The organism is Bacillus infantis (assembly GCF_008180445.1).
In the GTDB taxonomy this organism is placed as follows: Bacteria; Bacillota; Bacilli; order Bacillales; family Cytobacillaceae; genus Bacillus_AB; species Bacillus_AB infantis_B.
Map to the genome: position 1 here is coordinate 420783 of NZ_VTER01000003.1, position 16949 is coordinate 437731.

Sequence of the window (16949 nt, forward strand, 5' to 3'; positions counted from 1 at the left end):
AGGCAAAGCTGATCGAGCTTTACCGGCCCTCTTCATTTCTTATGCTTAAGCTTCTTTGCCGCAGCAGTTTTTGTACTTTTTGCCGCTTCCGCAGATGCAGCTGTCATTGCGGCCGATATCCATTTGCTTAACGGCCGGTTTTTTCTTCACTTTTCCGCCTTCGTTTTCCTTCGGGTTGACCGCCTGTCCCTTGGCCACTTCTTCACGCTGAAGGTTATTGCGGATTTCTGCCTTCATGATGTACTTGGCCGCATCTTCTTCGATGCTGGCAATCATGTTTTCAAACATTGCAAAGCCTTCATGCTGGTATTCGCGCAGCGGATCGATCTGGCCATAGGCGCGGAGATGGATCCCCTGGCGCAGCTGGTCCATCGCATCAATATGGTCGATCCACTTACTGTCGACAGCACGGAGCACTACCACTTTTTCAAACTCGCGCATCTGTTCTTCCAGTATGTCTTCTTTTTCATCATAGCGCTCTTTCACCTTCGCATAGATGGCTTCAAAGATTTCTTCTGTATCCTTGCCGCGCAGGTCGTTGACAGTGAGGTCGCCTTCATTGAGAAGGTTGCCGTTCACATAATCAATCAGGCCTTCCAGATTCCAATTCTCTTCATCCTCTACAGCAGGGGCAAAAGCCTCAACATTGCGCTGCAGGGCAGCACTGATCATCTTCTCGGCAATTTCGCGGAGGTTCTCAGACTCAAGCACTTCATTCCGCTGTGCATAAAGGATTTCACGCTGCTGGCGCAATACATCATCATATGACAGAAGCTGCTTACGCGCATCAAAGTTATTGCCCTCCACGCGTTTCTGCGCAGATTCAACCGCTCTTGATACCATCTTGCTCTGGATCGGCTGAGTGTCATCCATGCCAAGGCGCTCCATCATTGATTTCATATTGTCAGATCCGAAGCGGCGCATCAATTCATCTTCCATGGAAAGATAGAACTGCGTCACACCCGGATCTCCCTGGCGTCCGGAACGTCCGCGGAGCTGGTTGTCGATCCGGCGGCTTTCATGCCTTTCCGTACCGATGACCGCAAGGCCGCCGACTTCCTTCACGCCTTCGCCAAGCTTGATGTCGGTACCGCGCCCCGCCATGTTCGTGGCGATGGTAACAGAGCCTTTTTCACCGGCGTGTGCGATGATTTCCGCTTCGCGCTCATGGTTTTTCGCATTCAGGACATCGTGGCGGATGCCTTTTTTCGTCAAATATTTAGAAATGATTTCAGATGTCTCGATGGCCACCGTACCCACAAGCACCGGCTGGCCCTTCTGGTTGCGCTCGGCGATATCCTCGACCACCGCACGGAACTTGCCGTCCATGCTCGCATAAATGAGATCGGCACGGTCGTCACGGGCAATCGGCCTGTTCGTTGGGATGACCGTAACATACATATTGTAAATATTGCGGAATTCCTCTTCCTCTGTCTTCGCTGTACCCGTCATCCCGGCCAGCTTTTCGTACATACGGAAATAGTTCTGGAAAGTGATCGTCGCAAGCGTCATGCTTTCGTTCTGAATCTCCAGGCCTTCCTTCGCTTCGATCGCCTGGTGGAGGCCGTCGCTGTAGCGGCGTCCCTTCATCAGACGGCCAGTGAACTGGTCAACGATGACGATCTCGCCGTCCTGGACGACATAATCGACATCAAGATGCATGCTCGCATGCGCCTTCAGAGCCTGTGTGATATGGTGGTTGATCGCCACATGGGAAATATCGAAAAGATTATCGATCCCGAAAGCTTTTTCTGCCTTCGTCATCCCTTCTTCTGTCAGCTGGACACCTTTTGTCTTTTCATCATAAGTGTAATCATCTTCTCTTTTCAGGTTGCGGACAAAAGCATTTGCCTGAATATAAAGCTGGGCAGACTTTTGCGCAGACCCGGAAATGATGAGCGGTGTACGCGCCTCATCGATCAGGATGCTGTCGACTTCATCTATTACCGCATAATACAGCGGGCGCTGGACCTTCTGCTCTTTATAAAGGACCATATTGTCGCGCAGATAGTCAAAGCCAAGCTCATTATTCGTACCGTAAGTGATATCAGCCGCATAGGCAGCCTGCTTTTCTTCTTTTGAAAGTCCGTTCAGGTTCAGTCCGACAGTGAGGCCCAAAAATTCATAAAGACGGCCCATCTCAGTCGCGTCACGGCTGGCCAGATATTCGTTGACCGTTACAACGTGCACGCCTTTACCGGCAAGGGCGTTCAGGTATACCGGCATGGTTGCTGTCAGTGTTTTACCTTCACCGGTTTTCATCTCGGAAATATTCCCCTCATGAAGGGACACGCCCCCCATCAGCTGGACCGGATAAGGATAAAGGCCAAGCACACGCTTAGCGGCCTCGCGGACAACAGCAAATGCTTCGACCAGGATGTCATCAAGCGTCTCGCCTTTTTCCAGGCGCATCTTGAATTCAGCCGTCTTGTCGCGCAGCTGGTCATCAGTCAGTTTATCTATAGTGGAAGCCAGGGCATCAATCTGCTCCGCCTTCTTCGACAGTTTCTTCAAATCGCGTTTATTTTGATCGAACACTTTGTTTAAAATCCCAAGCATCAAAAACGCTCCTTTATATTGGATATGGGCTCGTCAATTGGCCTCAGAGCTTTTTATGAAAAATAAACAGCAGCCTCTATGGCAACTGCCGCTCCTGTACCTTTCGCTATCACAGCAGCTATCTCCTCCTGCAAAAAATCGCAGGTTTCCTCCTTAATTCTACCACTTCCTCTATAGAGTGACAACAATTGTGAGAAAGTGCACGAAGTGTGGCAGAGTTCTGCTGCAGCGAGAGCTTGAAGTTTGAGTTTTGTGAAGTAGATTATTGCTAGATTTGCAGGTGGATCTCGAACACTATTTATCTTGGCGGCAATGGAATATTGGGGTCAATGTGCACGCTGAGGGTGGTGGTTCTTAAGGTATGCAGCAATATTTACTGCAATTTTGAACTGAATCTTAAATATATGGGTTCTAGACCATATTCCTGCTTTAAAAATCCAGCCTCCCCGATGCGGATTATTCCTGAATGAGAGTTTTTCTGCCCAAATTTGAATTTTTTCTCCCCAACTCCTCAAGGATTCTACCCAAAATCCCAATGATTCACCCCAAAAAGAGCAATAATTTTTCCTTTTTACATTTTTTTACAATAAACCAACAACCGAAGAACTCAAAATTAAAACCGGCACCCCCACCAAAGGAGCACCGGCCCTATTCAAAACCTCAGCAAAGACGTAACAACCACAATCCCCAGCACCGAAAAAGCGAATGTGCTGTACTCCAGCTTCTTATTCTGGTCGCCAAGGAATTTAGCCGTAATGGTTTCCAGCACCCGCACCAGAACAAATAGCACCACCAGCACCGGAATCAGCAGATAGATATTTTCCCGCACCGGGCCAAAGTCAATCAATCTTACTAAGAGCAGGAGCACCCCCAGAGAGACCAGGTCGCTCAGATTACGGTAATTCTTTTTAAACAGCCATCCAAAAAATGTATTCAAATTGTCGCATCCTTTTTAGTTATTTTGCAGCCATGTCTGAATCCCGGGAATTTCCTGCCATAAGTGAAGATGCCCATCCGCATAGGTGATAGCTTCATTTTTGTCGCCCCAGCTGTAATAGTCCGGAACCTCACGCGGCATTTTCTTTTTTCCTGAAAGATAATCGGTAGCATATGGATTATGTTTCTTCGCCTTCTTCAGCAGCGCGGCCGCTTTGCTTGTGAAGCCTTTTTCCAGCAGTTCCAGCAGGACCTGATTGAAGAGGCCTGCAGCCATTTCTTCCGGATAAACTTCTAATAGCTTCCGTGCTTTCTTGTATTGCCTGCTCTCACAGTAAGCCTGAAACAGCACATACCTGACACCCTGATTGTCATTCGGATTCAGCTCCAGAAGCTCTTCATATTCCCTAATTGCTTCCGGCAGATTGCCAAGCGCATGCAGCGCCTGAGCATAATTGGCTTTAGCCCTCATAAATGGCCGCGTTTCAACCAGGCCCCAGAAGTGGCCTTTGTTTTCCTTGAAAAAGCCGTTGCCGAGATCCTTCTGTCCAGCCTCCATCCCCTTTTTGAACAGCTTAGCCGCTTCAGGGAGATCCTCTTTTTCAGCAAGGATATTATAGGCATCACTATTGAGCGGATTCAGCTCGAGCGCTTTCTCGGCAAGCTTGTATCTTTTTGACCCGGAAGCTTCAAATGCTTCATACATGATATCCTGGGCTTTACCCTTCTTCGTAGCAGATGCCTTCTTTGGCAGCGGTTTATTCATGAGTCCCTGAAGGAATACATCCAATTCCTGTTCGTTCTCGAACTCCTGCTCCCCGACAAGACCCATCAAATCCTGGATCATCTGCTCTGATTCCATCAGGGAAGCCGGCTCCTGGAGTTCAGCTTGAAAAATCTCCTCCAGCACGTCCTCGATCGCATGATAGATTTCACCATAAGCATTCGAGATACTGGCTGCAGAAACACCGTAGAGGGTTCCCAGCTGTTTTTGGGTATAAGCAGGGCCTGACGGATTGGCCAGAGTGTCCACAAGATAGCGGAGCCCCGCCACATAAATCCCGGCCTTCTTCGGCTTCTTGCCGGTCTTCTCGATATATTTCATCCAGAGGGTGACCCCCATATCAATGACCCAGCTTTCCTCGCCCTCTTTCTCCATATCTCTGGCAAATAAATCAGCAACCTCAGCCGCCCCTTCATTCTGCCATTCAAAAGCCATAGCAGCTCCTGGCACTTCTTCCATCATCTCAAGGAAAAACTCCTGCAGAAATTCCTGTGGATCCTCCATCCGGGCTGCTTTATATTCTTTTAAAAGAAAATCCCTGTATTGGTCATTGTGTTCCCCGTCCAGTTCAAACGGCGCCGGGAAAAATACGTGATGATCCAGATAAGGCAGCAGCATGCCGAATGAAAAAAGGCCGGCCTCTATGTCTCTGTAAGATTCAAGGATGGTCACTGTAAAAGTTTGTCCGCTCAGCGCATCCTCAATCAGAAGCTTGTTTTCAGCCCGCTCCTTGATCACGCCGGCAAAGGCAAACGGCTTGTCCCATTTCTGCAGGATATCCTTCAGATAGGAATTCTTCAGAACCGGGAGCATTTCTTCTATAAATAATTCCATGATCCTCTCGCCGGAATCGAGCTCTCCAAAAGCTGTGAACCAGAACATGTGGACAAATTCATAGAACTCTCTTTCTTCCTTATCAAAGTATGGAAGATCCTCCAATTCAAAAGACTCCTGAAGCTGTTCCCCGTATACATGCTTAGCAAATTCAATCGCTTCTCCCTGGAGAGCAATGATTTCCCCTTCCATCCTGTCTGATATCACAATCACATCCTTGCTGCCGCAGCATTTTTTATATTTTTTCCCGCTGCCGCATGGACAAGGATCATTCCGGTTGATTCTTCCGCTCAACATCTCTCTCTCCTTCCGCACATTCATTCTATCTTCTTTTTAGCATAAACCCTGTTAAATTGGAACCACTTATAAAAAACAGCCGCCAAACGGCAGCTGCTATTCTTGTTTCTTCATATATTCCAGTATATCCAAATCTATTTTCCCCTCAGCCTGCTCGCGCTCTTCGAAGTTTTCTGTATGGATATAGGTTTTCAGCGCTTTGTATAACTCACCGCCGGATGCCTTATTATCGAGATAGCCGAGCCTCACAAGCTGGCTGCCCAGTTCTGCCTCGACATCTCCTTCAATATCAGCCACCCTGCCCTCTCTGCTCGGTGCAAAATAAAGCTGCTGAAGATGATAGATTCGGATCAATTCAGTGATCGGGTCAGGATGGTCATCAACACGCAGATCAATATAGCGGTCATTAAAGCCGCCGTAACCTCCCTTTTCTTTCACAACCAGTAAAGCTGCTGACTGCTGGCCGCGGCTGTCCCCGCCTGCTTCCTGGCCGGCGTTAAGGGAGGCAAGCAGACGTTCAGCCAGGGTGCCTTCACTGCTGGTAAAAGTATCAGCCATCGCCTTTACTGTATTTTCATCTACTAAAATATTGCCCTGTGCTGCGAAATGCGTGCCTGCAGTCCCGCCGGCCCAGCTATAGCAGCCGTTTCCTGTAAAAGTAGCCCCGCTGCCCTCGAAATCAACGATTCCGACCTGGCGCAGTTCCTTGTCAGGGTCTTCGGCTGTAATAAGATCAAGCGCTTCCTGCGCAGTCTTTCCCTGCTCCATTAATTGGAGAGCCTGCGGACCGTAAGCTGTGTTCGCATAAGACTGGGTTGCCACCGCCCCGACGCCTGCCTTGGCAAAGGGCACTACCGCACCAACACCCAGAAATTTGGATTGAACCGCAATCCCCCATTCCTTTTCCTTCGGATCATAGCCGACGATTGAAAAAGTCATATTGTATTCCTCCTAATAATCTCTTACTATATTCTTCGCTTCTCTAAACGATTTCTCCTTTTTCTTCCTTCTAAATAAATGTCACATTCTGTCGATATACTTACCGTGAGAATTTTTTAATAGAGGTGAATGGAATTGGTGAAAAAGTTAGGCCTGCTTCTGCTGGCCATTCTTCTCCTGGCAGGATGCTCGATGCCAGGTGATGCAGCGGAGGTTAAGCAGGAAAAAGAGTACAAGATTGGCATTTTGTTATCAACAACAGGGCTGGGGGACGACTCCTTCAATGACTCGGCCTTCCGCGGGCTGGAAAGAGCCCGTGATGAGCTTGGCGTCCTGTTTGATTATAAAGAGGCGCCAGACGGAGATTTAGAAGAAAAGCTGACAGAGCTTGTCGAGGAAAAAAATGACCTCGTCATCGGCCTCGGTTTTACAGCTCAGGAGCCGCTTGAGAAAATTGCTAAGAAATATCCAAAACAGCAATTTCTGCTGATTGATGCCGTATCAGAATTGCCGAATATCGCTTCGATCACATTCAAGGAGCATGAAGGCAGCTTCCTGGTCGGAATGGCAGCAGCCATGGCCAGCAGATCGAACACACTTGGCTTCATCGGCGGTGAGGACGCAGAAGTCATCCACCATTTTGAACAGGGCTTCATCCAGGGTGCCAGGCATGTGAAACCCGATATCAAGATTTTGACCGAATACGCAGGCTCATTCAGTGATGCTGAGCTTGGCGGCAAGATTGCGGAAACACAGATCAGCAAAGGTGCGGATTTCATTTATCCGGCTGCCGGGTTTACTGGCTATGGTGCGCTCCAGAAGGCCCAGGAAAAAAAGGTTCACGCAGCAGGAGTCGATTCTGACCAGTTCTTTGTCGCGGAAAAAGCAATCATCACCAGCATGCTAAAAAATATCGACGTTGCGGTGTATGACATCGCGAAGCTTTTAAAAGAAAAAGGCAAAATTGAACAGCATGCTTTTGTCCTCGGCCTGGCTGAGAACGGCGTCGGCCTTGCAGAACTGCGTGCCTTCCCTTTCTCGGAAGAACAGAAAAAAGCCCTTACTGCCGCCAAGGATGAAATCATTGCCGGCGATATTATTGTAAATTCAACTAAACCATAAAGGAGGCTGCACCATGAGATTGCGCAACCGACTGATGATGATTGCCATCATCCCCCTTATCTTATCAACTGTAATCATCGGTTATATGATCAGCCAGATCCTTGAGCTTCAGAGCTCCTCCAGGGAGGATGTAGAGGTCCTGCTGAAGATAGAAACCCTGAACGGTGAATTTGTCAGTGCCAGACAATCACTGGCGAGCGCTGCGGCGACCGGCACTGGTGCTAATAAGCAGGAAGCTGCCGGAATGCTCGGGAAAATTGAAAAAGACATGAAACAGCTGAAATCCGCCATAAGTGAAGCAGACCAGAAAGCCACCTTCACAAAAGCCGAAAATAAATTCAGCATCCTGACAAAAGAAGCAGGCGATGCCCTTAAAAGCGGGAACCAGCCGGAGATCAAGCGGCAATCCATCCGCATTGCAGGAATCATGAATGATTTCTACCTTCTCGACAAGCAGGCTGAAGGCTGGTACGAAGCCAAAACCTCTCAGATGGAAAAACAGATCAACTTCATTGTCACATCATCCCTGATTGCCAGCATCCTGCTGATTCTCCTGTCCGGAGGATTTTCATGGATGGCAGCCAGAAAGATTACAATGCCGCTCAATGAAATCGTCCAGCAGGCAGGGCGTGTCGCCAGGGGAGATTTGACCGTTGAGATCCAAAAGGCCAAGCCGGCGAGCAAATTTGAAATAGACCTTTTACGCTCAGCTTTTGCCGACATGATCGGGAATGTAAAATCAACCGTCGAATCAATAGATAATGTTGGAAAGCAAGTGTCTACTTTTTCAAAGGAAGTTTCCGGTTATATGGAAAGTGTGACAGAGAGCAGCAGCCAGGTGGCCGTTTCCACCGAGGAGCTCGCCAAAGGAAGCCAGGCGATTTCCGAGGACATTCAGTCAACTGCAGAACTGATGCGCAGCATGGGCGACAACTTTGCGGTGGTTCAGCATGAAAGCCAGAGCTCGCTTCAGGCGAGCATGGAAGCTATGAGCTCCATCGATGCCGGCCGCAAGTCACTCGAAAAACAGGCAGCCTTTGCCGGACAGCTTTCCAGCTCCTCTGAAGGAATCAAAGCGTCCGTCCAGGAATTCGCCGATTATACCGGCAAAATAGAGAATGCGGCCCATACGGTCAGGGAAATCGCCGAGCAGACCAATCTGCTTGCGCTGAATGCAGCCATTGAAGCAGCACGCGCCGGCGAGGCAGGCAAAGGCTTTGCCGTTGTCGCGGAAGAAGTCCGTAAGCTCGCAGACGACAGCTCAAAAGCCACTGTCCTGATCACCAGCATGGTGTCCAGCATCAAGCAGGGCGTGTCCACCATATTGAATGCAACAGAGCTCGGCAGCAAGCTGACCGATGAACAGCTTGGGTCCATAAAAGAAACAGAAGACAGCTTTTTCACCATTGCAGGACATGTGGCAGGAATCTATGACCAGCTCACAACACTTGCGGAAGGAACGGAAAAATCCGCAGGAATGAGCCAGCAGGTCATCGCGGCGATTGAAAATGTGTCTGCTGTTACAGAAGAAACAGCAGCCGGGACAGAAGAGATTTCCGCTTCCACCGATGCCCAGCTCCGCTCCTTCGAGCAGGTCGGCGATAAGGTTTCAGCACTTGAAGCATTGACTGAGGAAATGAAGCGTGAGCTTGGAAAGTTTAAGGTGAGTTAATGAAAAAAGAACCGAATCCAATTGGATTTGGTTCTTTTTTCTCATCACGCTAAAAATATCCCGCCATAAACAAGCGATCCGGCAATCACATACGCAGGGTGCACCTTGAACTTTTCCATAAGCACCAGGCTGACAAGCCCAATGAAGATGGTCTGCCAAAGGCCGGCACCTTCGTAAGAGGAAAACAGGAAGTCGTACGTCATGAGTCCTAGAAGGACGGCGATAACCGGTCTAATGACAACCGTCATCCGTTTGACCCTCGGGGATTCCTTGTATTTCATGAGTAATCCGAGAAGCCCGATCATCAGGATCAGCGACGGGGCAACGGTGGCAAAAACGCCGACAATCGCACCCAGCACGCCGCCCTGGTCATAGCCGATATAGCCGGCCATCTTGGTGGCAATCGGTCCTGGCAAGGTATTCCCCATGGCAAGCATCTCACTGAACTCACTTGTGCTGAGCCAGCCGTACCGGCCGACCACTTCATTCTCAACCAGCGGGATTGAAGCCGGTCCGCCGCCATAGCCAAGGATTCCGGGTATAAAAAATGCTGAAAATATCTGGATATAAATCATGCTGAACTTTTCTCCTTTCCCCCATTTTTGCCGGCCCTGTCTTTTTTAAGGAGCGCCCCGAGCAATAAAGCAAAAATAATGATGGCAGGATGAACGTTCAGGACCTCCAATATAACCAGGCTTCCAGCGACAAATACCAGCGTCCAGACCCAGCCCAGTTTCGATTTGACTGATTTTTTCACAAAATCCCAGGTCAAGGTGGCGAGCATGACGGCAACGACTGGCACGACCGCCGCTGACATCCCCTGCACCCATGGCTGGTCTTTGTAGGAATTCAATACGGTCAGAAGAAGCACCATCAATACAATCGTCGGCACGATCGTCGCGATGATGGCATTCAGCATCCCCCAGACCCCGGCAACCCGGTAGCCGATATAGCCGGCCATCTTCGTGGCAATCGGTCCCGGAAGCGCGTTGCCGAGCGCAAGCACATCGCCGAACTCATCTGAATCCATCCATTTATATTTATCCACCACTTCTTTATGGACGAGCGGAATAGAGGACGGGCCTCCGCCATAGCCTAGGATTCCTACCCTGAAAAAGGCTAAGAATATGTCTGTATGCTTCATGACTGATTCACCTTTTCATCCTTTCCGGCCTGCCCGATGTACAGGCATCCGGCAGCCCTCCCGGCAAAATGTCAGGAGGGCTGCGCTAATTATTATTATTTTCTAATTATAACGCTCTATAACCCCTTTGCCTATCCATTTACTTTAATTCGTTACCATGCAGCAATGGTTCCGTCTGTGCGGGCAAAAATAATAAAAGGACAGCCATCTCCACATACTAAGCTCGATTTCTTATTTTCAGTTGAAAAATCTTTAGCATACCTTGTGAAAATAATTGATTTTCCCTGCGATATTTTGTACAATAAACCTATAAATTCATAGCACGTCTCCCACAAAGGGGAGTAGCTTTTACAGCATAGTCGTCATTACAGAGCATACGCTCTCGGCTTTGCTGGCAGACCTGAATCTGTTAGCCAGACCTTTGCCTGAACGGTAAAGGTCTTTATTTATGCTTTAAAAAGGCCTTTGCCGCGCTGGATGATCCCAGCATCGGCAAAGGCCTTTTCTCATTGCGGGACATGCGCCTTTTTTGGCAGACAAGTGTGGTAATTGGCTGCAGGCGTGCATATGAAAAGAAAAGAGCTTTGTGGCTGGAGTGCCAGAAGGAGCAGAGAATGTAACCAGAGAAATTTCCAAATGAAGTTTAAACAGGACATCCAAAGACTAACAAAATAATAAAACACAAAAAAAACTAATAGGAGAGATTTATGTTGCTTTTACGAAAGTATATGTCATTGATCGGTGTCGGGTCGGCGAGGATCGACCTTATATTGCCAAAGCTGAGCTACCATCCGGGCGAGAGCATTTGCGGTTATTTCAACATTGAGGGAGGCACAATCGACCAGCAGATCAAACGTATTGAGTGCGACCTGGTTGTCACTGATGAAACTGGAGAGAGTGTAGTAGACTCTACCACCATCCTGACTACGAAAAAAATTGAATCGGATGAATGCAACCATATGCCGTTCCACTTCACTCTGCCGGAGACACTGCATCCGTCCGGCAAAAAGCGCTCCTACCGTTTTAAGACGCGTATGATCTTTAATGAGGGCGTTAAAAGTGCAGATTTAGATGAAATCACTATTAATCAAGCTTAATGGAGGAAAAAGTGAATATAAGGCAAATAAAACAGCTCATCATGGCCGCGGCCCTTGTGAGCATAGTCGAAACCGGCTATCAGGCTGCTTACGCATTGGAGATTAAAAACCCGCCGCGGGTATAGCTCGTTCAGTCGAGCTTTCAAAAACCCTCAAAATTCGACATAAAGAACATATTGACTTTTTCTTTATAAAGAATTTTTATCCACTTAATGTAATTTTTTTAGGATAAAAGGAAGGTTTTTTTCCAGTTTTATAGTATAGTAGAGGGTATAACATTCGAAGGAGTGAACGGCCTTGAAGCTAAAGTCCCTCTATTGTTTCTTTTTAAAGAACCACAAATACAGCTATTATAATGATCAATGCATCAGATGCGGGAAAAAGCGAAAGCGCACCGCGGCCTAATCCATCTAACTATAATAAGACCCTGCTCCCGGGAGCAGGGTCTCTTTATCATTATTGAGCTTCAATCAGGCCATAGCGGCCATCTTTACGCTTATAGACTACATTGGTGCGGTTCGTTTCCGCGTTTGTGAATACATAGAAGCTGTGGCCGAGAAGATTCATCTGCAGGATGGCCTCTTCATTGTCCATCGGCTTCAAATCAAAGCTCTTCTGGCGGACAACCTCAAGATCATTATCCTCTTCTTCCAGGACAGGTGCCTCCGGCTCATCAAAAGAAGCGAACATCAGCGTCGGGCTGCCCTTCTCACGGAATTTGCGGTTCACCTTCGTTTTATGCTTGCGGATCTGCCGTTCGAGCTTATCCACAATCAAATCGATCGCCGCATACATATCTTCATGATCCTCCTCAGCGCGGAGCACCAGATTCTGCATCGGAATGGTCACTTCCACTTTGGAGCGGTTATTATTATACGTTTTTAAGTTTACATGTACATTTGCATCAGGAGTTTCAGTAAAATATTTTTCCAGTTTCGCAATCTTCTTCTCTACGTATTCTCTAATCGCTGGAGTTACCTCAATGTTTTCACCACGAATGTTATAATTCATAGATGAACTCCTCCTTTTCATTATACAGTAAAGCTCTCACAGGCGTCCGCGGCCTTAAAGCTGCCGCTCCCTGAAAAAGCCTAGCCTTAAAATTTTATTAAGACTATGTAAATATAATTCTACTGTACCCCAGAAAAGTCCTGCAAAAACGTTCAGATAATTTGAAAACATTTGTCGAAAGCGTGTCGATTGGGCTGTATCAATGCCTTAGCCTTTGAAAAAAAGACCGCCAATAAATGACGGTCAGGATTGTGTATAAGATGCCAGCTCCTGCTGGACCCTTTGGCTCCAGCCTGTATAAGCCGGGTAAAGCTGTTCACGGATAATCTCCTGTTTCTTCTCAAGATCGCCGAAATTCCCTTCCAGCATGGCAGCTTTTTCCGCCACCTCTTGGAATGAAGCAAAAGCTCCTTTAAGAGCGGGAGATTCTTTTTCAAACAGCCTGCTCAGCTGTTCACTGGTACTTGCAATATGAGGCAGCGCCTGGAATACATCCAAAAGCAGACGGTCGCCTTCAGTCTTCTCAAGATTATCAAAGCTCGCCACGATGTATTCAAGTGCCTCTTCGACCGTTATAAGCAAGTCCTGATATTCCTTAATTAAAATATGCTGATTTTCCTCAAATTTAATCATAGAAGCCACCTATTTTCGTTTATCGTAAAACATACCGTCTGTTGCCATTGACTGATATGGATTCATATATTTATTGTTTGATTCCTTTTTCATCGTAAGTCCCTTGATGTCCTTTTGGATCAGTGCTTTTTCCTTCAGAAGCAGCTGCGATAATCGGATATTGAGGTCAAGCAGCTTTTTCCCGAGGATCATTTCCCCTTCTGAATACGGAGGCTGAACCAGCTTCATCAGCTGATCCCTCTCTTCAAGTGCAGTCTCAATCCAATCTATCTTTTCATCGCGGTCGTTTCCCTGCTCCAGCTTCTCAATCAGCCCGGCCGTTAACACATACAGCCGTTCAACAGAGCTCATTAAATCTGCCCCGCCTGGCTGAACTGCTTCTGGCGGTTCACCTGGATAACCTCTTTCCATGTATCACGGAACTCAGTCACAAGGCCTTCCACCTCATCCAGGATGGCTGTATCACTCTTCAAATTCGCCTCAATCAGCTGGCGGTTCATATAATCATAGAGCGACATCATATTCTGTGATACTTCCTGATCCATATTGAGCGTCACCATCAACTCCCTGATGATGTTCTGCGCCTTCTGGATATTCGTATTCTTCGCTTCAATATTCTTACCAGCAATCGCCTTCTTCGCCTGAAGAATGAACTTCAGACAGCCATTATAAAGCATCAGCGTCAGCTCCCCAGGCGAAGCCGTCGTCACTGAATTCTGCTGATATGATTGGTATGGATTCTTTGTGGCCATGTAGGACACTTCCTTTCAAAACTGTATTCCCAGTGGCGGTGATTATCCTCCGAATTGCTGCATCAGGTAAGACATCTGCTCGTTGGAGCGCTGGACGGCTTTTTCCATGGCTGTGAATTGGGACCAGTAGCGGTTTTCTACTTGAGTCAGTCGGTCCTCAAAACGGTCGATCTGTTTATCAAATCCATTTAGCAGTTTGCCAATGGTAAAAGTGTTATTAACACTTGATGCTTTTCCAGCCTTTGCTTCAATATCAGTCATCGTAGACTTGATAGAATCCCTTAATCTCCGGGCAAGTCCCTTTTCCGAAGTCGCAGTGGCATCTTTCTGGAACAGCTCGTAAATTCCATTCGGATTCTCAGAGATTGCTTTCCGCAGGTCATCTTCTTTTATAGTAAGCTTACCGCCATCCAGATAATTGCTGGTCGTGGTAATACCGATCTGAGCAAGCTGGCTGAAACCTGACAAACCACTGACCGGACTGTACAGGTCGCTTCTCATTTTATTGAGGCTGCTTGTCAAAATGGAATCGCCTCTTAATGTACCGCTCTTTGCTTTCTCTTCCCAAAGCTCGATATCCTTCTCTTCCATGTCTTTGCGCTGTTCGCTGGTTAAAGGCTGGAAGTCACGGTATCGCTTCTCGCCAGTTTTATCCTTTATTGATTCGATTACTTCGTTATACTTGTCGACGAATTTGACGATGGTGTCCATGATGGCGTCAACGTTAGGGGATGAGGAAAAAGTAACTGTTTCAGTTGTGACATTTTTAAGGGAGATTTCTACCCCGTTAATTTGAAAGGTGTTAGAAGAACGGGAGGTGGAGAGCCCATTATATATAAACTCTGCATTCGCCCCTTCTTTCCCTGCCTCATTATCCTTAGCAACACTATTGTCAGTATCTAAGTTAAGAGTGTTTAAGAAGCTCCCAGTAAGTACAATCTCTGCACCTTCATTCTCAGGCGTATTGGGATCATCCGGAATGTCACCAGTATTTTTGGCAGTAAGAGATATTTTTCCTGTCACACTATCAAAAAACGCTGTTACCCCTGAATTTGCATTTATTTTGCTAATCACGCTATTAAGGGTTTCTTTTGCAGGATCAAAGGTTAATTCATAGCCTTTCTCTTCAAGGACGCCATCTTTATTGATAGCTCTTATAGAGATTGTTTGCTGGGCAGTTATCCCCTGCTCACTAAGCTTCTTAGTGGGATCTAAATTAACTTTAGCTTTACTGAACATATTGGCCGACTCAGCCAGTTTTGTTACCTTAATTGAGCCAGAAAAGTCTGAAGTTGAGGTAATGTTCTTAATCCCTACTGCATCTGGATTTGTACTGCTAATACTCTTTTTAATGTAATTAGCCTGCTTTCCAATCCCATCAAAAATCAGCTGATCTAACTCAAGCAGTTTTTTATTCATTGAACGGTAATCATCACGCTGCCATTCAGTATATTGTTTTTTCTGATTGACCTTATCAAGAGGCATCCTTTCAGCCTTCATCAAATCACTTACCAGCTGATCGATATCCATCCCGCTTGCCAGGCCGCCGATCCGTACCATATTTTCACCAACCTATATCTTTTTATCTACCATCAGCCCGACAAACTCTGTCATCGCTGCATACATATCTAACATCTTTTTTGAAGGAATCTCTTTTACAACCTCATGAGTAATGTCATCGACAAGTGTTACATAATACTCATTCAGTTTTTCATGGAGCTCAAATTTAAGCGAAGTATTGGAAGGCTGCAGGAACTCGTTCATTCCTTCAATAATATGATCCAGCTTCTCTTTCTTCACTTCAAATGTCCCAAGTGTTTCATCTTGAAAACTATCCCTATTTAGCTTTACTTTAATTGTTTGCGTGTCTATATTATCTTGAGATGAAGTTCTGGCTGAATAGGCGACGCTCTGTCCTGAAAGCCTCTCAATCATGGAGGTTCCCCCTATTCTTTGTTCATGGTAATTATATCGGCAGGAGTAAAATTTTTTTAAGTGATAAGAAGAATTTGTTATAATTTTAACAGAACATATATTCTCTCATTAGGGAGGGATCCCCATGAAAATAGAAGACATGATGAGTAAATATTCTCATAGGCATCTGTCATTGATATCAGGAAAGCTATTAGGAGATGGCGGATTCAGTATTCAGCCCAAACGAAAGCCTCGTACTCGGTTTATGCATTGTAGGAAAGATCAGGACTGGTGCTATTGCTGCTATACTCAGCTTAAAGATCCACTGCGCTTAAACGCTCCTGTGTATAAAAAAGTTATTGATCCCAGATTAGTAAAAGGCTATTCTGAAAGCTATTATGTTCAATCCTTAAGCTCTGAGCTGTCCACTGTGATGCAGCCCCTCTGGTATCAGGGCAAAAAGAAGGTCATTCCTTTTGAGTTTCTTGCTGACACACTCACTCCAGAATGCCTTGCATGGTGGTACCAGGATGACGGTCATTTAAAAGCTGAGAATGGCAAGTTGAAGAAGGTTATTCTTTCTTCCGAGTCCTTTAGTATTGAGGAGAATAATGAACTTATTAAATTGATCAATTCAAAATTCAGCATAATCTTTACTTCTGATAAACAAAATCGTTTACTGATATATGACCTTCCACAGATCTATTACTTCCTCAGATTAGTCCGTCCTTATATTCATCCTTCTATGAACAGAAAGCTGTTTTTTCCTTCACCCAAGATAATAGCTCAGAATAAAAGAACCACCATTTATCTGCCTAGTCACTTTATTAACAATCGGCCTACCAAAGAAATCGATGAGGCACTTTGCAGGAGTCTAAACCATCTAAAGAACTTGCTTGAAAGTGATCTCACATACTTTCCTTTTATGAAGGAACTCTTTACAAGGAAGAATGAAACTATACCACTTAAAGGCTTCCAAATAGGATTGTCTGGCAGCCATATGACAACTATAAATAAGATCCAACTCTGTACAGGCCTTCAAAAGAGCACCATTGTTCAATTATGCTTTCTTTTTAAAAAACTAAAAGGACTCCAGCAAATGCCGGAGTCCTAAGATTAAGATTAACGCAGTAATTGAAGTACGCCCTGCGGCTGCTGATTAGCTTGAGCCAGCATAGCTTGTGCTGCTTGAGAAAGAATAGAATTCTTTGTTTGGTTCATCATTTCTTTCGCCATCGTGCGAACATTTACTTTC

The 16949-nt window shown here is 46.4% G+C and carries 16 protein-coding genes and 1 pseudogene; 4 read left to right on the forward strand and 13 right to left on the reverse strand.

Features of this window, described 5'->3' with window-relative positions; translation table 11 throughout:
* Positions 1–45: 45 nt before the first annotated feature.
* The 4 genes from secA to FZD51_RS06850 all read right to left on the reverse strand — a co-directional run bounded on the left by secA (position 46) and on the right by FZD51_RS06850 (position 6349).
* Positions 46–2559, reverse strand: coding sequence for a preprotein translocase subunit SecA (secA, locus tag FZD51_RS06835; RefSeq protein WP_148974065.1), 2514 nt, complete (start codon positions 2557–2559; stop codon positions 46–48).
* A gap of 652 nt (positions 2560–3211) precedes the next feature.
* Complete coding sequence (locus tag FZD51_RS06840; RefSeq protein WP_148949662.1) at positions 3212–3496, reverse strand: hypothetical protein; 285 nt, start codon at positions 3494–3496, stop codon at positions 3212–3214.
* A gap of 15 nt (positions 3497–3511) precedes the next feature.
* Positions 3512–5410, reverse strand: a complete 1899-nt coding sequence (locus FZD51_RS06845) for a tetratricopeptide repeat protein (protein ID WP_187445651.1) — start codon at positions 5408–5410, stop codon at positions 3512–3514.
* 96 nt (positions 5411–5506) lie between these two features.
* A complete protein-coding gene (locus FZD51_RS06850; protein ID WP_148974067.1) occupies positions 5507–6349 on the reverse strand; it encodes a DUF1028 domain-containing protein in 843 nt (280 codons plus the stop codon).
* 129 nt (positions 6350–6478) lie between these two features.
* On the opposite strand from FZD51_RS06850, the gene FZD51_RS06855 reads away from it, so the two are divergent.
* Together FZD51_RS06855 and FZD51_RS06860 are read left to right on the forward strand one after the other, a co-directional pair.
* The gene (locus tag FZD51_RS06855) at positions 6479–7471 is read left to right on the forward strand and encodes a BMP family lipoprotein (RefSeq protein WP_187445652.1); all 993 of its coding nucleotides are present in this window, start codon (positions 6479–6481) and stop codon (positions 7469–7471) included.
* A 13-nt stretch (positions 7472–7484) separates the two neighbouring features.
* Entirely contained in the window at positions 7485–9143 is a 1659-nt protein-coding gene (locus FZD51_RS06860) for a methyl-accepting chemotaxis protein (RefSeq protein ID WP_148974069.1), read from the forward strand.
* 44 nt (positions 9144–9187) lie between these two features.
* On the opposite strand, the gene FZD51_RS06865 is transcribed toward FZD51_RS06860, so the two are convergent.
* Both FZD51_RS06865 and FZD51_RS06870 read right to left on the reverse strand, forming a co-directional pair.
* Positions 9188–9718, reverse strand: coding sequence for a chromate transporter (locus FZD51_RS06865; protein ID WP_148974070.1), 531 nt, complete (start codon positions 9716–9718; stop codon positions 9188–9190).
* The gene (locus FZD51_RS06870) at positions 9715–10287 is read right to left on the reverse strand and encodes a chromate transporter (protein ID WP_148974071.1); all 573 of its coding nucleotides are present in this window, start codon (positions 10285–10287) and stop codon (positions 9715–9717) included. The genes FZD51_RS06865 and FZD51_RS06870 overlap by 4 nt, the downstream gene beginning before the upstream one ends.
* A gap of 707 nt (positions 10288–10994) precedes the next feature.
* On the opposite strand from FZD51_RS06870, the gene FZD51_RS06875 reads away from it, so the two are divergent.
* Positions 10995–11384 carry a sporulation protein gene (locus FZD51_RS06875; protein ID WP_262380757.1) on the forward strand — a complete coding sequence of 130 codons (390 nt, stop codon included), beginning with the start codon at positions 10995–10997 and terminating at the stop codon, positions 11382–11384.
* Positions 11385–11840: 456 nt separating this feature from the next.
* On the opposite strand, the gene hpf is transcribed toward FZD51_RS06875, so the two are convergent.
* The 6 genes from hpf to flaG all read right to left on the reverse strand — a co-directional run bounded on the left by hpf (position 11841) and on the right by flaG (position 15715).
* Positions 11841–12395, reverse strand: a complete 555-nt coding sequence (gene hpf, locus FZD51_RS06880; RefSeq protein ID WP_009792993.1) for a ribosome hibernation-promoting factor, HPF/YfiA family — start codon at positions 12393–12395, stop codon at positions 11841–11843.
* 243 nt (positions 12396–12638) lie between these two features.
* On the reverse strand, positions 12639–13028 hold the full coding sequence (locus FZD51_RS06885; RefSeq protein WP_148974072.1) for a DUF8042 domain-containing protein: 390 nt from the start codon (positions 13026–13028) through the stop codon (positions 12639–12641).
* 9 nt (positions 13029–13037) lie between these two features.
* On the reverse strand, positions 13038–13379 hold the full coding sequence (gene fliT, locus FZD51_RS06890; RefSeq protein WP_148974073.1) for a flagellar protein FliT: 342 nt from the start codon (positions 13377–13379) through the stop codon (positions 13038–13040).
* Positions 13379–13780 carry a flagellar export chaperone FliS gene (fliS, locus tag FZD51_RS06895; protein ID WP_148974074.1) on the reverse strand — a complete coding sequence of 134 codons (402 nt, stop codon included), beginning with the start codon at positions 13778–13780 and terminating at the stop codon, positions 13379–13381. Before fliS ends, fliT begins: the two co-directional genes overlap by 1 nt.
* Positions 13781–13822: 42 nt before the next feature.
* Positions 13823–15340, reverse strand: coding sequence for a flagellar hook-associated protein 2 (locus FZD51_RS06900; protein WP_148974075.1), 1518 nt, complete (start codon positions 15338–15340; stop codon positions 13823–13825).
* A gap of 12 nt (positions 15341–15352) precedes the next feature.
* The gene (gene flaG / locus FZD51_RS06905) at positions 15353–15715 is read right to left on the reverse strand and encodes a flagellar protein FlaG (RefSeq protein WP_148974076.1); all 363 of its coding nucleotides are present in this window, start codon (positions 15713–15715) and stop codon (positions 15353–15355) included.
* 124 nt (positions 15716–15839) lie between these two features.
* Between flaG and FZD51_RS06910 the strand changes: the two genes are divergently transcribed.
* Positions 15840–16808: an endonuclease gene (locus FZD51_RS06910; RefSeq protein WP_148974077.1), complete on the forward strand. Its 969-nt coding sequence runs from the start codon at positions 15840–15842 to the stop codon at positions 16806–16808.
* 8 nt (positions 16809–16816) lie between these two features.
* Here the strand turns inward: FZD51_RS06910 and FZD51_RS06915 are convergent.
* A pseudogene (locus FZD51_RS06915) lies at positions 16817–16930 on the reverse strand (flagellin); the annotation flags it as partial.
* Between the last annotated feature and the right edge of the window lie 19 nt (positions 16931–16949).